We start from the raw sequence: 17297 nt of genomic DNA on the forward strand, positions 1-17297 counted from the left end.
CCCATGGCAACCCTGGCCGATTACGGACCCGAGGTCCGCACCGAAGTCAAGCAGGTGCGCGAGACCGTCGCCACTCTGCACGAGCAGCTGCTCACCTGGAATCTCGTCGTATGGACGGCGGGCAACGTCTCGCAGCGCCTGCGCACCGCCGATCTCATGGTCATCAAACCCTCCGGCGTGCGGTACGAATACCTCACGCCCGGCTCGATGGTCGTGTGCGACCTCGACGGCAACGTCGTCGACGGCACCGAGGCACCCTCGTCCGACACCGCGTCGCACGCCTACATCTACCGGCATATGCCAGAGGTGTACGGCGTCGTGCACACCCACTCCACCTACGCCACCGCCTGGGCCGCCACCGGGCAGAACATCCCGTGCGGGCTGACGATGATGGGCGACGAATTCGGCGGACCGGTGCCGGTCGGGCCGTTCCGTCTCATCGGCTCGGAGGCCATCGGGGAGGGCGTCGTCGAAACGCTCAAGCGTTACCCCAAGTCGCCGGCCGTGCTCATGCAGAACCACGGCCCCTTCACCATCGGCAAGGACGGGGAGGGGGCGGTCAAGGCCGCGGCCATGACCGAAGAGGTCGCGCACACGATGTGGGCCGCGCGCCAGTTGGGCGACATCATCGAGATTCCGCAGGAGGACGTCGACAAGCTCAACGACCGCTACCAGAACGTGTACGGCCAGCACTGAGTGGCACTGAGTGGCGCTGAGTGGGGCCGGCGCTACGGCCAGCACCGACCCGGCCGCCACTGAGTACGGCCGCACCGAGTAGGGCCGACGCCCGCATCCGCTACTTACCTACCGATTCACCACTAATCAACCATCATCAATCCATCAATCAACCATCAACGCCCCGACGACGGGGCAAGGAGCACCATCATCATGACATTCGACAATCCCTTCGAGGGCAAGGAAATCTGGTTCGGCGTCGGATCGCAGGACCTGTACGGCGAGGAGACGCTGCGCCAGGTCGCGGCCCAGTCCGTCGGAATCGTCGACGCCCTCAATGCGAGCGGTGCCATCCCCGTCAGGCTCGTCCTCAAGACGACGCTCAAGTCATCGGACGCGGTCAAGCGCTTCATGGTCGAGGCCACCGCGAGCGAGGCCTGCATCGGCGTCATCACCTGGATGCACACGTTCTCCCCGGCGAAGATGTGGATCCGCGGCCTCGAAGCGCTGGGCAAGCCCCTGCTGCAGCTCAACACGCAGCACCATCTCGAGATCCCGTGGCAGAGCATCGACATGGACTTCATGAACCTCAACCAGGCGGCCCACGGCGACCGTGAGTTCGGCTACATCGTCACCCGGCTGGGCATCCCGCGCAAGATCGTCGTCGGCCACTACACCGATCCGGACGTCGCGGCGCGTATCGGCACGTGGGCCCGCGCCTGTGCCGGCTGGGACGCCTCGAACAGCATGAAGGTCATGCGTTGGGGCGACAACATGCGCAACGTCGCCGTCACCGAGGGCGACAAGACCGAGGCCGAGCGCGTCTTCGGCGCCTCGGTCAACACCTGGGCCGTCAACGAGCTCGTCACCTTCGTCGACGACGTCAAGGACGACCAGATCGAGGCTCTCATCAAGGAATACCGGGAGAGCTACGACATCGCGCCCGAGCTGCTGGCCGACCGGCGCGAGGAGCTGGTCACCGCCGCCAGGGAGGAGGCGGGCATGGTCAACATGATGAAGGCGTACGGCGCCACCGCCGCCACCGACAATTTCGAGGATCTGGGCACGCTTAGTCAATTGCCCGGCGTCGGCCCGCAGCGCTTCCCCGAAGCCTACGGGTGGGGCTTCTCCGCCGAGGGCGACTGGAAGACCGCCGTCCTCGTGCGCATCGGCGCCGTCATGGGCTATGGACTCGAAGGCGGGGCCTCGCTTATGGAGGACTACTCGTACAACTTCGTGCCCGGCCACGAGATGAACATGGGCTCTCACATGCTCGAGGTCTCGCCGGCCGTCGGCACCATCGGGAGACCAACACTGGAAATCCACCCGCTCGGTATCGGCGGCAAGGCCGATCCCGTGCGCCTGGTGTTCACGGCCGCTCCGAAGCGCGACGCGGTCGTGGTGTCGATGTCCGACGTCAGGGAGCGGTTCCGTCTGCTCATGAACGTGGTCGACGTCGTCGAACCCGAGGGTTCCCTCGAGAATCTGCCCTGTGCCCGGGCGTTGTGGAAACCGAGGCCGACCCTCAAGACCTCCGCCGAGTGCTGGCTGCGCGCCGGCGGCTCGCACCACACCTGCATGACGACCTCGGTCGGGCGTGAGGCGTGGGAGGACTTCGCCCGCATCGCCGGCGTCGAGCTGGCCGTCATCGACGAGCATACGGAGCCGCGCGAGTTCGAGCGCGACCTCGAGATCAGCGAAATGGTGCACCGTCTCGACAACCGCCACTGATTGCAGCGCCCACTGATTGCAGCGGCCACTGATTGTGACGAGGGCAGTCGCCGCTGAATCGAGTTCACTCATCACAGCCGGTGTCGTTACGGGTTTCGCCTACGGGCGCAAGGAGCCGGCGCCGATCCGCATTGATCGGCGCCGGCTCTGACATCGGTGATGTCAACGATCGCCCGCATCGTCCCCTTAGCGTTTGCCGCCGTAGAGCTTCTGATCGATCTCGTTGGCGAACACCTTCGTCACCCGCGGGCGCACGACCTTGAGCGAGGGGGTCAGGCAGCCGTTCCGCTGGGTGAGGTGGCCGGGCAGCACCACGAACTTGCGCACCGATTCGGCGCGGGAGACGGAGGCGTTCGCCTTGTCGACGAAACGTTGGATGAACTCGTGGACCTCGGGCAGTGCGGCCGCCTCGTCGGAGCTCAGATCGGCGGCGAGGCGCTGGGTGGGCAGCCACTGGGCCAAGGCTTCGTCGTCGAGCGTCACGAGCGCGCCGACGAACGGGCGCCCGTCGCCTACGACCACGGCGTGCTCCACGATCGGGCAGGCGGCGATGGCCTGTTCTGCAGGTATGGGCGAGACGTTCTTGCCGCCTGCGGTGATGATGATGTCCTTCTTGCGGCCCGTGATGCGCAGCCGGCCCTCGTCGTCCAACGCACCCAGGTCTCCGGTGGCGAACCATCCGTCGTCGGTGAACGCCTCTTTGGTGTCTTCGGGTCGGTTGTGGTAGCCGACGAACACGTTCGGTCCCTTGAGCTGGATCTCGCTGTCGGGCGCGATGCGCACCGATCCGCCGGGGGCGGGTTGCCCGACCGTGCCGATGGTCGTCTCGGCGGCCCTCGTCACGGTGAACGGCGCCGCGGTTTCCGTCAGGCCGTAGCCCTGGATCATGCGCAGCCCGATGCCTGAGAAGAAATGGGCCAGGTCATCGCTCAGCGGCGCCCCGCCACAGGCGATGTAGCGGATGTTGGGTCCCAGGGCACTGCGCACGGCCCGGTACACGCTCGCGTCGTAGGCGATGTGCTCGGCCTGCTGCTTGAGATTCGGCCGCACACCCTCTTCCATCATGCGCGACCATGCGCGCGAGGCCTCCACGGCCTTGGCGAACAGGCGCCCCTTGGCGCCGGTGCCCGCACGGTGCGAGGCGGCGTTGTAGACCTTTTCGAACACGCGGGGCACGCCGAGCAGATAGGTGGGGCGGAACCGGCGGATGTCGGGCAGCAGGTTGGAGGTGTCGGGCAGGTAGCCGACCACGCCGTCGTCGGTGCCGATCGAGCAGTATTGGATGTAGCGCGCGAAGCAGTGGGCCAGCGGCAGGAAGAGCAAGAGCCGGGGGTGGTCGTCGCAGATCATCTCGGGCAGGCAGTAGAAGCCGGCGCGCACGACGCTCAGGAAGTTGCGGTGGGTCAGTTCGACGCCCTTGGGTGCCCCCGTGGACCCGGAGGTGTACACGATCGTGGCCAGATCATCGGCCCGTCCCGCGCCGATGCGTTCGGTCAGGTCGCCGTCGCTGACGGCCACGCCAAGGCCTTCGAGGACGCCGAGCGCATTGGCATCGAACATGAGCGTGCGGGTGAGGCTGGGGCAGTGGTCGGCGATGCCGGCGACGCGGTTGTAGCGCTCGCGGTCGTCGACGAACACGAGCTTGACCTGGGCGTCGTTGATGATGCGCTCGGCCTGGGCGGCGGAGTCGGTGTCGTAAATCGGCACGGAGACGGCACCGACGGCCGCCAGGGCGAGGTCGAGCACACCCCATTCGTAGCGCGTGGAGGAGAAGATCGTGACGGCGTCGCCGCGGGCGATCCCCAGGGCCATGAGGCCCTTTGACGCCGAGAGCACCGCGGTGTGGAATTCCCCGGTGGTCACGTCCCGCCATGTGCCCTCCTTGGTTCTGCTTGCGGCGATCACCGTATCCTCGCCGCTTCTGCGGATACGTTCGGTCAGGAGCGCGTACAGACTCTCGTCATCGTTGACGACAGGGGCCCCGGGGGTGGTGTATTCGGTCAGCATATGTGCGTTCCTTACTGGTTGTCGTGTTCCTGGGGCATGCGGCCCCGCTACCACCATGGTAGGTCACGGTGCGCCGATGCGGTATCCCGTCCGTCGCGGGTGAGGACGGTGCGATGTCGGCGGATCAGGCCTATCGCGACACGCCGGATCCGAGCCATTGCAAGGACGATTTACAACGATGTACACTGAGGGAGGGCAAGGTAGCCCGTCATCGGCAACGCAAAACGCAAAGGAGAGTCCGCCAGTGTCACACGTCGTCCCCATGGTCGCAGCGTCGTCCACCGCAGTACCGTCGTCCACTACACCACCGTCGTCCACCACCGCATCGCCTTCCACTACCGCATCGTCGTCCACCAAGGACCACACCGCCAGCAGTCCACGGGCGCAGGCCCGGTTGACCATCGACCCCGCGTTCACGCAGGGCCGTATCGACGATCGCCTGTTCGGCTCGTTCGTCGAGCACCTGGGTCGGTGCGTATACACCGGCATCTACGAACCCGGCCATCCGACCGCCGACGCCGACGGCTTCCGGCAGGATGTGATCGATCTGGTCAGGGAGTTGGGGGTGACGACGATCCGCTACCCCGGCGGCAACTTCGTCTCCGGCTATCGCTGGGAGGACGGCGTGGGCCCCGAACGCCCGAGACGGCTCGACCTGGCGTGGCATTCGACCGAAACCAACCGGTTCGGTCTGCATGAGATGGCTTCATGGCTTGACAAGGTCGGCGGCAACGAGCTCATGGAGGCCGTCAACCTAGGCACCCGGGGCGTGCAGGAGGCGCTCGATCTACTGGAGTACGCCAACGTACCCGGCGGCACCGCGCTTTCCGAGCGGCGGCGGCGCAACGGGGCCGACGAGCCCTTCGGCATCCGCATGTGGTGCCTGGGCAATGAGATGGACGGTCCTTGGCAGCTGGGTCACAAGACAGCCCATGAATACGGCCGCCTGGCCGCGATGACCGCCGCCGCCATGCGGCAGGTGGACCCCGACCTCGAGCTGGTGGTGTGCGGGTCGTCGTCCCATGGCATGGACACCTTCGGCCAGTGGGAACGCACCGTGCTCGAGGAGACCTACGACGCGGTCGATTTCGTGTCCTGCCACGCGTACTACCAGCCCTCCGACGGCGACCTGGCAAGCTTCCTGGCGTCCGGCGTCGACATGGACGCCTTCATCAGGGACGTGTCCGCGACCATCGACGCCGCCGCGGCCCGGCTGCGGTCCTCGCACCGGGTGGCGATCTCCTTCGACGAGTGGAACGTATGGTATATGGATGCTGAACCGTCGAAGACACCCGAGGGCATCGGCAACTGGCCGGTGGCGCCCCGACTGCTCGAGGACCGGTATTCGGTCCTGGATGCGGTGGTATTCGGCGATCTGCTCATCACCCTGCTCAAGCACGCCGACCGTGTGCGTTCGGCCTCGCTCGCGCAGCTCGTCAACGTCATCGCGCCGATCATGACCGAGCCCGGCGGCCCGTCCTGGCGACAGACCACGTTCTACCCCTTCGCGCTCACCGCTCAGCTTGCCAAGGGCGGCACGGTCTACGAACCCAAGCAGACCTCCAGCACGCACGACACCGCGAAATACGGCGCCGTGGACACCGTAGATTCAGTCGCGGTCAATGCCCCCGATGGCTCATTGGCGGTTTTCGCCGTCAACCGCTCCGTCGACGAACCAGCGGAGTTCACAATCCGCCTGCCGGAAGGCGATGTCAGCTCGCTCGACGCGCGGACCCTGCACGAGGACGACCCGATGGCGTCCAACACCTTGGAGCATCCCGACGCCGTCGTGCCCCATGCCAACGCCAGCGCCCGCATCACGGACGGTGAGGTGCACATCACCCTGCCACCCGTGTCGTGGACGGCCATCCGCATCGGTCGGTGAGCCAGCCGGCTGAGTGCCCAAGACAGACATGATGTACAACAAGGAGATGAGGAACGATGTTGAAAACAACGAAGTTTTTGGCCGCTCTCAGCGCCGCGGCGCTGAGCCTGACGCTCGCCGCATGCGGCGGGTCCGGGGCGCAGGAGGCCGGCACGAACACCGATAAGCACGCGAACGACAACGCGTCCTGTACGAACAAGCTGGTGCATCCCAAGGCACAGAAGGTCACCGTCTGGGCATGGTACCCGGCCTTCGAGAAGATCGCCGACCATTACAACGAGAACCACACCGATCTGCAGGTGTGCTGGAACAACGGAGGCCAGGGAGGCGCCGAATACACCCATTTCCAGAACACCATCAAGGCGGGCAAGGGCGCCCCGGACGTCATCCAGCTCGAATACGAGGCGATGCCCCAGTTCCTGGCCGGTCAGAAGAAGTACCTCGTCGATCTGGGGAAGTTCGGCATGAACAAGCACAAGGCGGATTACACGTCGGGCGCGTGGAATTCGGTCACGTTCGGCGGCTCCGATTCGGTCTATGCGGTCCCGGTGGACACCGGTCCCTTCGTCATGTACGTCAATGAGGATGTCTTCGAGAAGTACGGCCTCAAGGTCCCCACCACCTGGGACGAGTTCGAGCAGACGGGACGTCAACTCAAGGAGAAAGGCTACGACGGCAAGCTGACGAACTGGCAGTCCGACGGCACGGCCGTGAACATCGCGCTCTTCTCCCAGAAGAACGCGAAGGTCTACAAGTACTCCGCCAACGATCCGACGAAGGTCGGCGTCGATTTCGACCAGAAGGGCGTCAAGGAGGTCCTGTCGTATTGGCAACGGCTCGCGAAGGACGGGCTCATCGACACCGCCGACCAAAGCTCCACCGACACCATGAAGAAGTTCGGCGCGGGGCAGTATGCGACCTACGTGCAGGCCTCCTGGTTCATGGGCTACTACGTCAAGGGCGCGTTCAAGACCCCCGAGTCCTCGCCGTTCAAGATCTACGCGGCTCCGAAGTGGGACGATGCCACGCCCGATGTCAACCAGGGCGGTTCCGCCTTCGCGGTGACCTATCAGGCTAAGGACACTGAGGCCTCGGCGAAGGTCGCGCGTGAACTGTACGGCGACGACTTCTCCCGCAACAGCGGCGTGACCGACGGCGGTTTGTTCCCCTCCTGGACGCAGACCCTGGCCTCGTCCGAGTTCATCGGGCAGACCTACCCCTATCTGCGCAACCAGAAGGCGAACGAGGTCATCGCCCCGGTGGCCAAGGGGTGGGAGGGAGACCAGTTCCTTCCCTTCCAGACCTACGCCTACGACGCCCAGCAGAAGGCGTTCACGAGCGTCGTGAAGTCGGGCAAGTCGGCTGATTCCGTCGTGGCAGATCTCACGTCGTCCCTGCAGAACTACGCCAAGCAGCAAGGTTTCTCCACCATCGCGGTGGAGTGACCTCGCCCGGAGGAGCCTTGCGGGGAGGGTCCGCCTTCCCGCAAGGCTTGAGAGGACTTCTGATGACTCAGATGAAACAACAACGCGCGCGACGCGCCACGATCGGCAGAGAGCACCTGTGGGGCTGGGTCTTCACCGGCCCGTTCGCCGTCGTATTCGTCGTGTTCCTGGTGGTGCCCCTGGGATATGCGTTCTACATGTCGCTGTTCAGTTACACGCAGGTGTTCGGCGAACGGTTCACGGGGCTCGCCAACTACGTACGGATACTGGGCGATGCCGCGTTCCGCGACGGCATGCTGCTCGTGGTCATGTACACGGTGGTGATGGTGCCCTTGCAGCTTGGACTCGCGCTGGCGCTCGCCCTCATGCTTGACTCGTTCAAGAAGCGGTTCGCGGCCATATCGAGGATCGTCATCTTCCTGCCCTACGCCATTCCCGCGGTCATCGGCGCGCTCATGTGGGGGTTCATGTATTCCAAGATGATGGGGCCGTTCACCTCCGTCTTCCAGCTGTTCGGGCTCTCGGCTCCCGAGTTCCTCAGTTCGAACGGCATTTTCGGCGCCCTGGTGAACGTGGTCACCTGGCAGTGGACCGGCTACTACATGGTCATTTTGTATTCGGCGCTCCAATCGATACCTTCGGAGCTCTACGAATCCGCGCGGATCGACGGCGCCAACGAATTCAGGATCGCCAGGAGCATCAAGGTCCCGATGGTCTCGGGTTCGCTGATCATGTGCACGATCTTCTCGCTGATAGGCACCCTGCAGTTCTTCACGGAACCCACCATCCTGCGCAACCAGGCGCCGTCGGTGATCCCTTCGGAGTACACCCCGAACATGTACGCGCAGGCGCTCGCGTTCGGATACAACCAAACGAACTATTCGGCGACGGTGTCGTTCTCGCTCGGCCTCATCGTGGTGCTGTTCTCGGTGGCGTTCATGCGGCTGACACACCGTTCGAGCGGATTGGGGGACTGAAATGAGCGTGCAACGGCAACGCGCCGATCGCGTCAATCAGGTCAAGGGCAATCCGAGGGTGTTCACCTACGTGGTGCTCATCCTGTGCTGCGTCTACTTCCTGCTGCCGGTCTGGTGGCTCGTCGTGGCCTCGACGAAGACCAACGGCGGCCTGTTCAACGGTGCGCACGGGTCGATGTGGTTCGATTCCACGTTCGCGCTGTGGGACAACCTCAGGCAGCTCGGCACCTATCAGGACGGCATCTACTGGCGCTGGATCCTCAACTCGTTCATGTACGCGCTGGTCGGAGGCTTGGCTTCCACGGTGGTCTCCGTGATGGCCGGCTACGGGTTCGCGAAGTACCGGTTCCGCGGCAAGCGGTTGTATTTCAACATCGTGCTCGGCGCGCTCATGATTCCCGCGACCGCGTTGGTCATCCCGACCTTCCTGCTCATGTCGCGGGTCAACATGACCGACACCTACTGGGCGGTCCTCCTGCCCCTGCTGCTCAATCCGTTCGGCGTCTACCTCATGCGGGTCTATTGCAGCGAGTCGTTGCCCGACGAGATGATCGAGGCGGCGCGGGTCGACGGCGCGGGTGAGTTCAGGACGTTCCTCACGGTCTCGCTGCCGATCATGACTCCGGCGATCACCACGGTGCTGCTGCTGTCGGTGGTCGGGGCGTGGAACAACTTCTTCCTGCCGTCGGTGGTGCTGACCAACCCCAATCTCTTCCCCATTACCGTCGGGCTTTCGCAGTGGCAGGTGCGCAGTTCGGCGGGGTCGGCATCCGAACAGATCTGGAATCTGCTCACGTCCGGCGCCTTCGTGTCGGTGATCCCCATGTTGCTGGCCTTCATCTTCCTCCAGCGCTACTGGGTGGGGGGGTTGACCGCCGGGTCCGTCAAGGCCTGACGGATTGCTCGATGGCCGCGAAGCCGCCGATCCCGTCGTCGCTCAGCACAGCTGACCGGCGGCGTGGGTAGGCGGCTTCGTCGATGCCCGCACGACCAGCGAGGAGCTCACCTTCCTGAAGATCGGGCGGCCATCCGGTTCGTCGAGTGGGTGGTTGCCGTCGATGCGGTCCTTGAGCACGCGCATGGAGAGCCGCGCCACGGCCTCCAGCCCCGGGGCGATTGTGGTGAGCGCGGGGGAGAGGTACTGCGAGTCCTCGGAGTTGTCGAAGCCGATGATCGAGATGTCGCCGGGCACCGCCAGCCCGCGCATCTGGATGGCATGGCTCGCCCCGGAGGCGAGCATGTCGTTGAGGGCGACCACTCCATCCATCTCGACGCCCTGGTCGAGCAGCAGGTTCATGGCGTTGACGCCGTCGATGCGATGCCAGCGGTCCGCGGGGGCCACGAGTTTGGGGTCGAACGCCAGACCCATCTCCTCCAACGCCTCCCGGTATCCCCGGAACCGCAGGGCGGCCGAACCCACGTCCTCTCCGGGGTGCACGCCGAGGACCGCGATCCTGCGGCACCCGGTCTGGAAGAGGTAGGTCGTGGCCCGTTTGGCGCCTTCGACGTTCTCGGTCGCGATGTGGTCGACGTTGTCGGTGAAGATCCGTTCGCCGATGAGCACGAGCGGCACATCGATGTCGAGCTGATCCACATCATCCCCGCTGAGTTCCAGGGGACTGAAGATGATGCCGTCGAGCATGGAGATCTGCGAGCCATGCAGCGCCTGGATCTCGCCCTCGCGCGAGTAGAGCGTCGGTTCGACGATCACATGCAGGCTCAGCCGCTTGCCTTCCTCGATGACGAGCGACGACAGCTGCGCGAAATACGGGATCTGCAGGTCGGGGATCACCAGCGCGATGATGCCGGTGTGGCCGGTGCGCAGTGTGCGTGCGGAGGCGTTGACGACGTAACCCAGGTCATGGATGGCGTCTTCGACCTTGTCGCGCGTGGCATCGGACACGAACTGGTAGTGGTTGACCACGTTAGACACCGTTTTGATGGAGACCCCGGCCCGGGCGGCGACCTCGCGCATCGTCACGGCGTGCTCCTGCCGTCCGGCTGTGCTGCGTTGTGACATATCGATGGTCCCGTCTGCCGATGATGCATCCGACATCAGTATAGGGAGTGGCGCCTCCCATGTCGCCCGACCGCGGCGGCGGCATCGACGTTCTGGGCGGTCTATTATTCTTGCAGGAATCTGGTGCATGTATGCTGGCCTGCGGTTCAATGGTGGTGGTGTGGCTTGACCGCTATGCCGATCCGTGGTGCCGCAGGGTATGGATCGTATGGCGCGCATGCTGCCGGATGGCACCGTACGCACGGAAAAGGGGTGGGCATGTTCGACAAACGACTGCTGTCGTTGGTTCCCGGGGTTCGTCGTCTCATGATCGGCAAGGTCATCGCCATGTGGGTGTCCCTGATGATGGACATCGCGTTCGTGTTCACGTTGGTGGGCCTGCTCGGCGCCTTGTTCGCCCACGTGGAGCCCCTGGCCCTGCTCGACTGTGCCCGGCGCGGCTCGCTGGCCACTTGCCTGGCGGGCGCCCAGGCCCACGATCTCACCCGGTTCGCACCCGACGGCCCGCTGCAGCTCGATGTTTTCGGATACGGCGAATACCTGCTCGCCTTCGTACTCATCGCCGTATGCAAATACGTGGCCACGCTCCTGGCCTCCACCTGCGGTGACCGGGCGGCCCAGCGGGTCAAACTCGCCCTGCGCGAGAGGCTGTACCGCAAGGTGCTGCGCTTGGGCCCGGCATATACGCAGCGTGTGCGCACGTCGGAGGTCATCCAGGCCGCCGGCGAGGGCATCGACAAGGTGCAGAGCATCTACGAGCTGTTCCTGCCGCAGGTCGTGTTCGCCATCGTCGCGCCGCTGACCCTGTTCGCGGTTCTGCTGCCCGTCAACGCCATTGCCGCGTCAGTGATGCTCGTGTGCGCGCCGCTCATCATCGTGATCACCCGCATGGTTTCGGCCCACGCCTCGCGCACCTTCGGCCGCTACTGGGGCAGGTACGCCGACATGGGCGCCGCGTTCCTCGACAACCTGCAGGGTCTCGAGACCCTTAAATCGTTCGACGCCGACAGCCGGGCCGCCGCCACCATGGCGAAGAAGGCCGAGGACTTCCGCACGGCGACCATGCGCGTGCTGCGTGTCCAGCTGCGCTCGCTGTGCGCCATGGACGTGGTCGCCTATGGCGGGGCCGCCGCCGGCATCATCGCCGCGGTGTGGCAGTTCGCCTACGGCCGCATCTGGCTGCCGAACGCGATGCTCATAGTGCTCCTGTCGGTCAGCTTCTTCCTGCCCGTGCGCCAGTTGGGCTCCTACTTCCACGTCGCCATGAGCGGCGTGGCCTCCTCGCGCCGCCTGTTCGCCCTGCTCGACGCCCCCGAACCCGAATACGGTGATGTCCGTCTGCCGGAAGACGTCGGTGCCGTGTCGATCGCCTTCGACCGCGTCGATTACGCCTACGAGAGTGATCGGACTCCGGGGCATGCTCCGGGCCACGCTTCAGTCCACGCTTCGGCTACGGTCTCGAAGCCGGCTTCGATGAAGGCGCTGCGCGGCGTCTCGTTCACCGCCGACGTCGGCTCCCTCACCGCGATTGTCGGGGCGAGCGGTTCGGGCAAGTCTACGGCGGCGGCATTGCTCGCCGGCCAGCTGGTGGGGTATCACGGGTCCATTGGATTGCGATACCGCGGATTGACCGGGCCGGGAGCGGGCGAACTGCGCACGTTGAGCAGGGAATCCCATAGCGCTTTGGTCACGCTGGTGACGACCCACAGCTATCTACTCGCCGGCACGCTGCGCGACAACCTGGCCATGGCTCGGCCGAACGCAACCGACAACGAGATGTGGCAGGCGCTCAAGCGCGCCCGCATCGACGGCTTCGTGTACCGCGAATCCAAGGGCCTGGATATGCGCATCGAGCAGGGCGCGGCGAACCTCTCGGGCGGCCAGCGTCAGCGGCTGTGCATCGCCAGGGCCCTGTTGCACGACACCCCCGTCTACGTGTTCGACGAGGCGACCAGCAGCGTCGACGCGCGCAGCGAGGCGCTCATCGTCGGCACCATCCGCGAGCTTGCGCAGAACCACACGGTCCTCATGATCACCCACCGGCTGGCCGACGCCGTCAACGCCGACCGCATCGTCGTCATGGACCACGGTCAGGTCGTTGAGCAAGGCGGCCACGAAGCGCTGATCGCCCGCAACGGCGTGTATGCGACGTTGTTCCGCGCCCAGCAGGCCAAGGAGCGCGTCTCCTGGCGTGGCAATGGTCCGCGGTCCCCGGAAAGCGTCGACGCGATGGCGCGCTCGGCATCCAGGGTTTCGACGGCCCACGGGTCGGCCGCCACGATTCCTGCCTCGAATCCAGCCCCGCAACTAGAAACGCAACCGGCCTCAAATCCGGCCGCGCAACTGGCCTCACAACCGGAATCGCAACCGGAGCGGCAATCTGCCCCGCAACCAGTGCCGGGCTCTCCGAAGCCCCTGAGTACCTTCGCCGTCGTGCGTCGTCTGCTCTCCGTGGTCGGGCCGCTGTGGCCGGTCATGGCCTTGGCCTGCGTGTTCGGCATCCTGGGGCAGCTGGCAGCCGCTCTGTTGCCCGTCTCCGGTGTGCTCGCCCTGTTCGCCGCCCTCAACCATCCCATCTGGGGCATCGGCATGGAGCCGGCCGTCATCGTCATGGTGGTGTGCGCGCTCGTGCGCGGCGCCATGCGCATGGCCGAGCAGCTCATGAACCATGACGTGGCCTTCCGCCTGCTCGCGTTGCTGCGCAACCGTATGTTCGCCGCCCTGCGCCGGCTCGCCCCCGCCAAGCTCGTGGGCAAGGGCAGGGGCGACCTCGTGTCGTTGGTCACCGCCGACGTGGAGTTGCTCGAGATCTTCTTCGCCCACACCATCTCACCCACGGTCATCGCCCTGGTCACCACGGTCGTCTTCGCCGTGGGCGTCGGGATGCTGCACCCCTGGTTCGCGCTGCTGCTTGTCATCGCCCACCTGCTCGTGGGGTTGATCCTGCCGCGGATCTTCGCGCTGTCGGTGCACACCGTCGGCCCGCGGTTGCGCTCGCGCGCCGCCGCGCTCGACGACGCGATGTTCGACGATCTGCGTGGCATCGGTGAGATCATCCGGTACGGTCGCGGACCTGTTCGCCTCGAACGCATCATCGGCAAGGCCCGGAGCTTACGTGCCCTGCAATCCAAGATCAGCCGCCGTACCGCGCGGTTCCATGCGTTGTCTGGCGTGCTGGTCATGTGCGCCACCATGGCGGCCGCAGTGGTAGCCATGGCGCTCGCCCAGACGGACGCCGCGCTCATCCCCGCGGGGCTCGTGGCGTTCACGCTCCTGTCCGGCTCGTTCGGGCCGACCCTGGCACTGGGGGCGCTGCCCGCGAATCTCACCCAGACGTTCGCCGCCGCCAGGCGCTTGTTTGCCCTCATCGACGAGAAGCCCGCCGTCGAGGAGAACGGCACCGAAACGCCGCAGTACGACGGCATGGCCTTGGAACATGTGGACTTCGCCTATGCCCAGCCTGACGCCGTGCGCCGTGTGCTGCGCGACTACTCGCTACGCGTTCCCGCACACGGCATCCTGGGTATCCAGGGGAGGTCGGGCCGCGGCAAGTCGACCGTGCTGCATCTGCTCATGCGCTACTGGGATCCCCAGGCGGGTCAGGTCGTGTTTTCCGGCCGACCACTGACCGTCGTCGACGCGGCATACCGTCGTCACGCGCAGGCGTTCATGAGTCAAGAGACCTACCTGTTCGATGGCACGATCCGCGACAATCTCCTCATGGCCTGTGCCGACGGTCATGTCGATGGCAAGGGCAACGTGGTCAGCGGCGAGGGTCCACAGGGTTCTCACGCAATCGCTAATTCTGTCGCCGGTCCCGCCGCCAACGTTACCTCCGACGCGGTCACCGATGACGTCTTGCTCGAAGCGCTGCGCCATGCCTCGGCGCTCGATCTGGTCGAGTCGCTGCCCCACGGGCTTGATACCGAGGTGGGCGAGTTGGGCGGCAGACTTTCGGAGGGTGAGCGTCAAAGGCTCGGTCTGGCCCGCATCTTCCTGCGCGGGGCGAGTCTGGCTTTGTTCGACGAGCCCACGAGTAGGGTCGACGCGCTCAACGAGGCCGTCATGCTCCACTCCATCGCGGAGCTGGCCGATCATGGCACGGCCGTGGTGCTCGTCTCGCACCGCGAGCAGGCCATGCAGATCGCCGACGAGGTCGTGCGGATGTAGTCGGCGTTGCGGGTTCCGTCTTTCCGCCGTGCAGCTGCGGTTCTGCGCGGTTGGCGGAAGGGGTGGTGTCGTCGCTGTTGCCCACACTGTGAGATTTATCGGAGCATTCCCAGGACTCCCCTTGCATTATCTGAATTGATAATTATTATCAATAAGGGTGGCGTCTGTTATCTACGGACGCACGCCGAATGATGGCGGTGGCAGCACCAATGGTGGTCACCGTATGCACGTGTTATGGGAAGAGGCGTCAAGGTGAACTCGACGGGGGACGGCTCGGCCAATGCAACCAATGCGGCTGGGAATGCAACACCGGGGAATGCAACACTGGGGAATGGAACGCGGGGTCGTCAGGAGCAACATGCGGTCGCGCGCGATGGCCCGTCTGCCACCACCGACACCGCCACCACCACCGGCAACAAGAAACCCATGGCGCTGTTCCAGTTGCTGGACTTCGCCGGCGGATATCGATGGCTCACCTACCTGGGCTGTCTGCTACTTTTTCGCCTTGATGTGCACGCATCTGTGTGCGTTCAGAACCACGTCGAATGTGCGCAAGGCCGCGCTCGGCCATCTCATGCTGCTCCCGCTGGGCTGGTTCTCAACCCATCCCAGTGGCGAGATGAGACATATCATCGATGGGGCCGTTGAGGACACCCACGCCGTGATGGCGCACAGGCTGCCCGATATGAGCGCCGCGCTGATGACGCCGATCGCCTTCGTCGTCGTCTCGTTCGTCTTCGATTGGCGCATGGGTGTGGCATGTCTTATTCCCGTGGTGCTTTCGATGCTCTTCATCACCATCATGCTGACCACCGGCGCGGGCGCCGATTTCATGGGGCGATACAACGCGGCGTTGGACCGGATGAGCAAGTCGGCGGTCGAATACGTGCGCGGCATTCCGGTCGTGAAGACCTTCCAACAGACCGTCTATTCCTTCGGGCAGGTGACGGTCGGGCGGGCGCGGGTCTCGAGCTTGCCGGCTCCTTTCGGTTCACCGATGTTCAATACACCTACCCCCATCAGACCGACGAGGCGGTGGACATCGACGGTCTCGATCTCCCCATCGGTCAGGTCACGGCGCTCACCGGTGTCAACGGGGCCGGCAAAACCACGTTCGCGCGGTGCTTGCAGGGATTGGACAAACGGTGCCGCGGCGAATTGATCACGCCGTCGGGGGAGCGTCTGCGGCGCCAGAAGCGTCTCAAACGATGTTTCACCGTTTTGCAGGACGTCAACGCCGAGCTGTTCACCGAATCCGTGATTGACGAGGTCATGCTTGCGCAACCCGAGGAGAACCAGGAGCTGGCGCTGAAGATTCTCGCCGAACTCGATCTGGACGCGTTTGCCCAACGGCACCCGCTTTCGTTGTCCGGAGGCCAGAAACAGCGTGTGGCAATCGCCGCCGCACTGGCCAGCGAACGCCCCATCATCATCTTCGACGAGCCGACCAGCGGCCTTGACATGCGCCATATGCAACAGGTCACCGCCATGATCCGGGGCCTGGCCGACGCCCAACGCACCGTCGTGGTGGTGACCCACGACCCTGAATTCGCGCTCGCCGCCTGCGACTACAACATTCGGCTCAATCGCGGCCACGCCACCGAGGCCTATCCGATCGACCAGTCCCACGCGCAGCGGCTCGTCGACAGTCTCACCGCCGACGTGGCGTGAACGCTCCACGCATATCGGCGTACTCGTCGCTGCTCGATACCCGTGGGTGAAGTGATGGGATGGTGTTCAATAATCCGAGAAAAGTTGGTCGTTTTGGTCGTTTTGTAGTATTATCGTAATACGATCATGCCGAGAAAGGAGAGTTCCCATGGATGGTACATTGACACGCGATATGACTTCACATGGTAGCGAGGAGACTACGGTCATGCCTCCTCAGCATGCTGAGGAGGATTTTGACGACCTCCACGATTTTCTCTCTCACCATGACAATGATTCTCTTGATACCCCCTGTCTTCAAGATGGCGAAGGCAAGAAGATTCCGGTGCCGAAAGAGATTTTTGATGTCCTCATTCAGGTTTCCGAAGCGATGCGGCAGGGAAAGGCGGTGAGTGTGGTCCCGGTATCCATGACGCTGACGACGAGTCAGGCGGCGGATATGCTTGGCGTTTCCCGACAGACGTTGGTCAGACTTCTTGAAAAAGGAAGAATTCCTTTCGAGAGGCCTTCTCGTCACCGCAAGGTCAGGCTCACCGATCTTCTGGCGTATAAGAGGCAGCGGCAGGTTGAAAAACATCATGCGCTTGACGAGATGACTCGTATGGCTGTGGAAGACGATCTCTATGAGGACACCTCTGCTGATTATGAGCAGGTTCTTCCCAGTGTGCGTAAAGGTGAATAGGCATGTTTACCGCATTCCTGGATGCCAACGTCTTGGT

Annotated in this window: 12 protein-coding genes; 10 read left to right on the forward strand and 2 right to left on the reverse strand. The window is 64.5% G+C overall.

Going from position 1 to position 17297, the window contains the following annotated elements; translation table 11 throughout:
* Nucleotides 1–3 precede the first annotated feature (3 nt).
* Together BMON_RS06420 and araA are read left to right on the forward strand one after the other, a co-directional pair.
* Nucleotides 4–696 carry an L-ribulose-5-phosphate 4-epimerase gene (locus tag BMON_RS06420; RefSeq protein WP_033512617.1) on the forward strand — a complete coding sequence of 231 codons (693 nt, stop codon included), beginning with the start codon at nt 4–6 and terminating at the stop codon, nt 694–696.
* 192 nt (nt 697–888) lie between these two features.
* Nucleotides 889–2406 (forward strand): L-arabinose isomerase, encoded by a 1518-nt coding sequence (araA, locus tag BMON_RS06425; protein ID WP_033512619.1) that lies wholly within the window; start codon nt 889–891, stop codon nt 2404–2406.
* A gap of 186 nt (nt 2407–2592) precedes the next feature.
* Here araA and BMON_RS06430 read toward each other — a convergent pair whose 3' ends face one another.
* The gene (locus tag BMON_RS06430; protein WP_033512621.1) at nt 2593–4413 is read right to left on the reverse strand and encodes an AMP-dependent synthetase/ligase; all 1821 of its coding nucleotides are present in this window, start codon (nt 4411–4413) and stop codon (nt 2593–2595) included.
* Between the two features lie 262 nt (nt 4414–4675).
* On the opposite strand from BMON_RS06430, the gene arfA reads away from it, so the two are divergent.
* The 4 genes from arfA to BMON_RS06450 all read left to right on the forward strand — a co-directional run bounded on the left by arfA (nt 4676) and on the right by BMON_RS06450 (nt 9615).
* Entirely contained in the window at nt 4676–6298 is a 1623-nt protein-coding gene (gene arfA, locus BMON_RS06435; RefSeq protein WP_081882953.1) for an arabinosylfuranosidase ArfA, read from the forward strand.
* A 56-nt stretch (nt 6299–6354) separates the two neighbouring features.
* Entirely contained in the window at nt 6355–7743 is a 1389-nt protein-coding gene (locus tag BMON_RS06440) for an ABC transporter substrate-binding protein (RefSeq protein WP_152595760.1), read from the forward strand.
* Nucleotides 7744–7805: 62 nt separating this feature from the next.
* Complete coding sequence (locus BMON_RS06445; protein WP_033512625.1) at nt 7806–8720, forward strand: carbohydrate ABC transporter permease; 915 nt, start codon at nt 7806–7808, stop codon at nt 8718–8720.
* A gap of 1 nt (nt 8721) precedes the next feature.
* On the forward strand, nt 8722–9615 hold the full coding sequence (locus BMON_RS06450) for a carbohydrate ABC transporter permease (RefSeq protein WP_033512627.1): 894 nt from the start codon (nt 8722–8724) through the stop codon (nt 9613–9615).
* 42 nt (nt 9616–9657) lie between these two features.
* Here the strand turns inward: BMON_RS06450 and BMON_RS06455 are convergent, their stop codons facing one another.
* Complete coding sequence (locus BMON_RS06455; RefSeq protein ID WP_033512707.1) at nt 9658–10740, reverse strand: LacI family DNA-binding transcriptional regulator; 1083 nt, start codon at nt 10738–10740, stop codon at nt 9658–9660.
* Nucleotides 10741–10998: 258 nt separating this feature from the next.
* On the opposite strand from BMON_RS06455, the gene BMON_RS06460 reads away from it, so the two are divergent.
* The 4 genes from BMON_RS06460 to BMON_RS06475 all read left to right on the forward strand — a co-directional run bounded on the left by BMON_RS06460 (nt 10999) and on the right by BMON_RS06475 (nt 17260).
* Entirely contained in the window at nt 10999–14910 is a 3912-nt protein-coding gene (locus BMON_RS06460; RefSeq protein WP_033512709.1) for a thiol reductant ABC exporter subunit CydD/CydC, read from the forward strand.
* A 373-nt stretch (nt 14911–15283) separates the two neighbouring features.
* Nucleotides 15284–16072, forward strand: coding sequence for an ABC transporter transmembrane domain-containing protein (locus BMON_RS09630; RefSeq protein WP_272944906.1), 789 nt, complete (start codon nt 15284–15286; stop codon nt 16070–16072).
* Nucleotides 15973–16581, forward strand: a complete 609-nt coding sequence (locus BMON_RS06470; protein WP_237745364.1) for an ATP-binding cassette domain-containing protein — start codon at nt 15973–15975, stop codon at nt 16579–16581. The genes BMON_RS09630 and BMON_RS06470 overlap by 100 nt, the downstream gene beginning before the upstream one ends.
* A 148-nt stretch (nt 16582–16729) precedes the next feature.
* Complete coding sequence (locus BMON_RS06475) at nt 16730–17260, forward strand: helix-turn-helix domain-containing protein (RefSeq protein WP_051917969.1); 531 nt, start codon at nt 16730–16732, stop codon at nt 17258–17260.
* Nucleotides 17261–17297: the final 37 nt, after the last annotated feature.

Origin of the sequence: Bifidobacterium mongoliense DSM 21395, assembly GCF_000741285.1 — a bacterium.
Taxonomy (GTDB): Bacteria; Actinomycetota; Actinomycetes; order Actinomycetales; family Bifidobacteriaceae; genus Bifidobacterium; species Bifidobacterium mongoliense.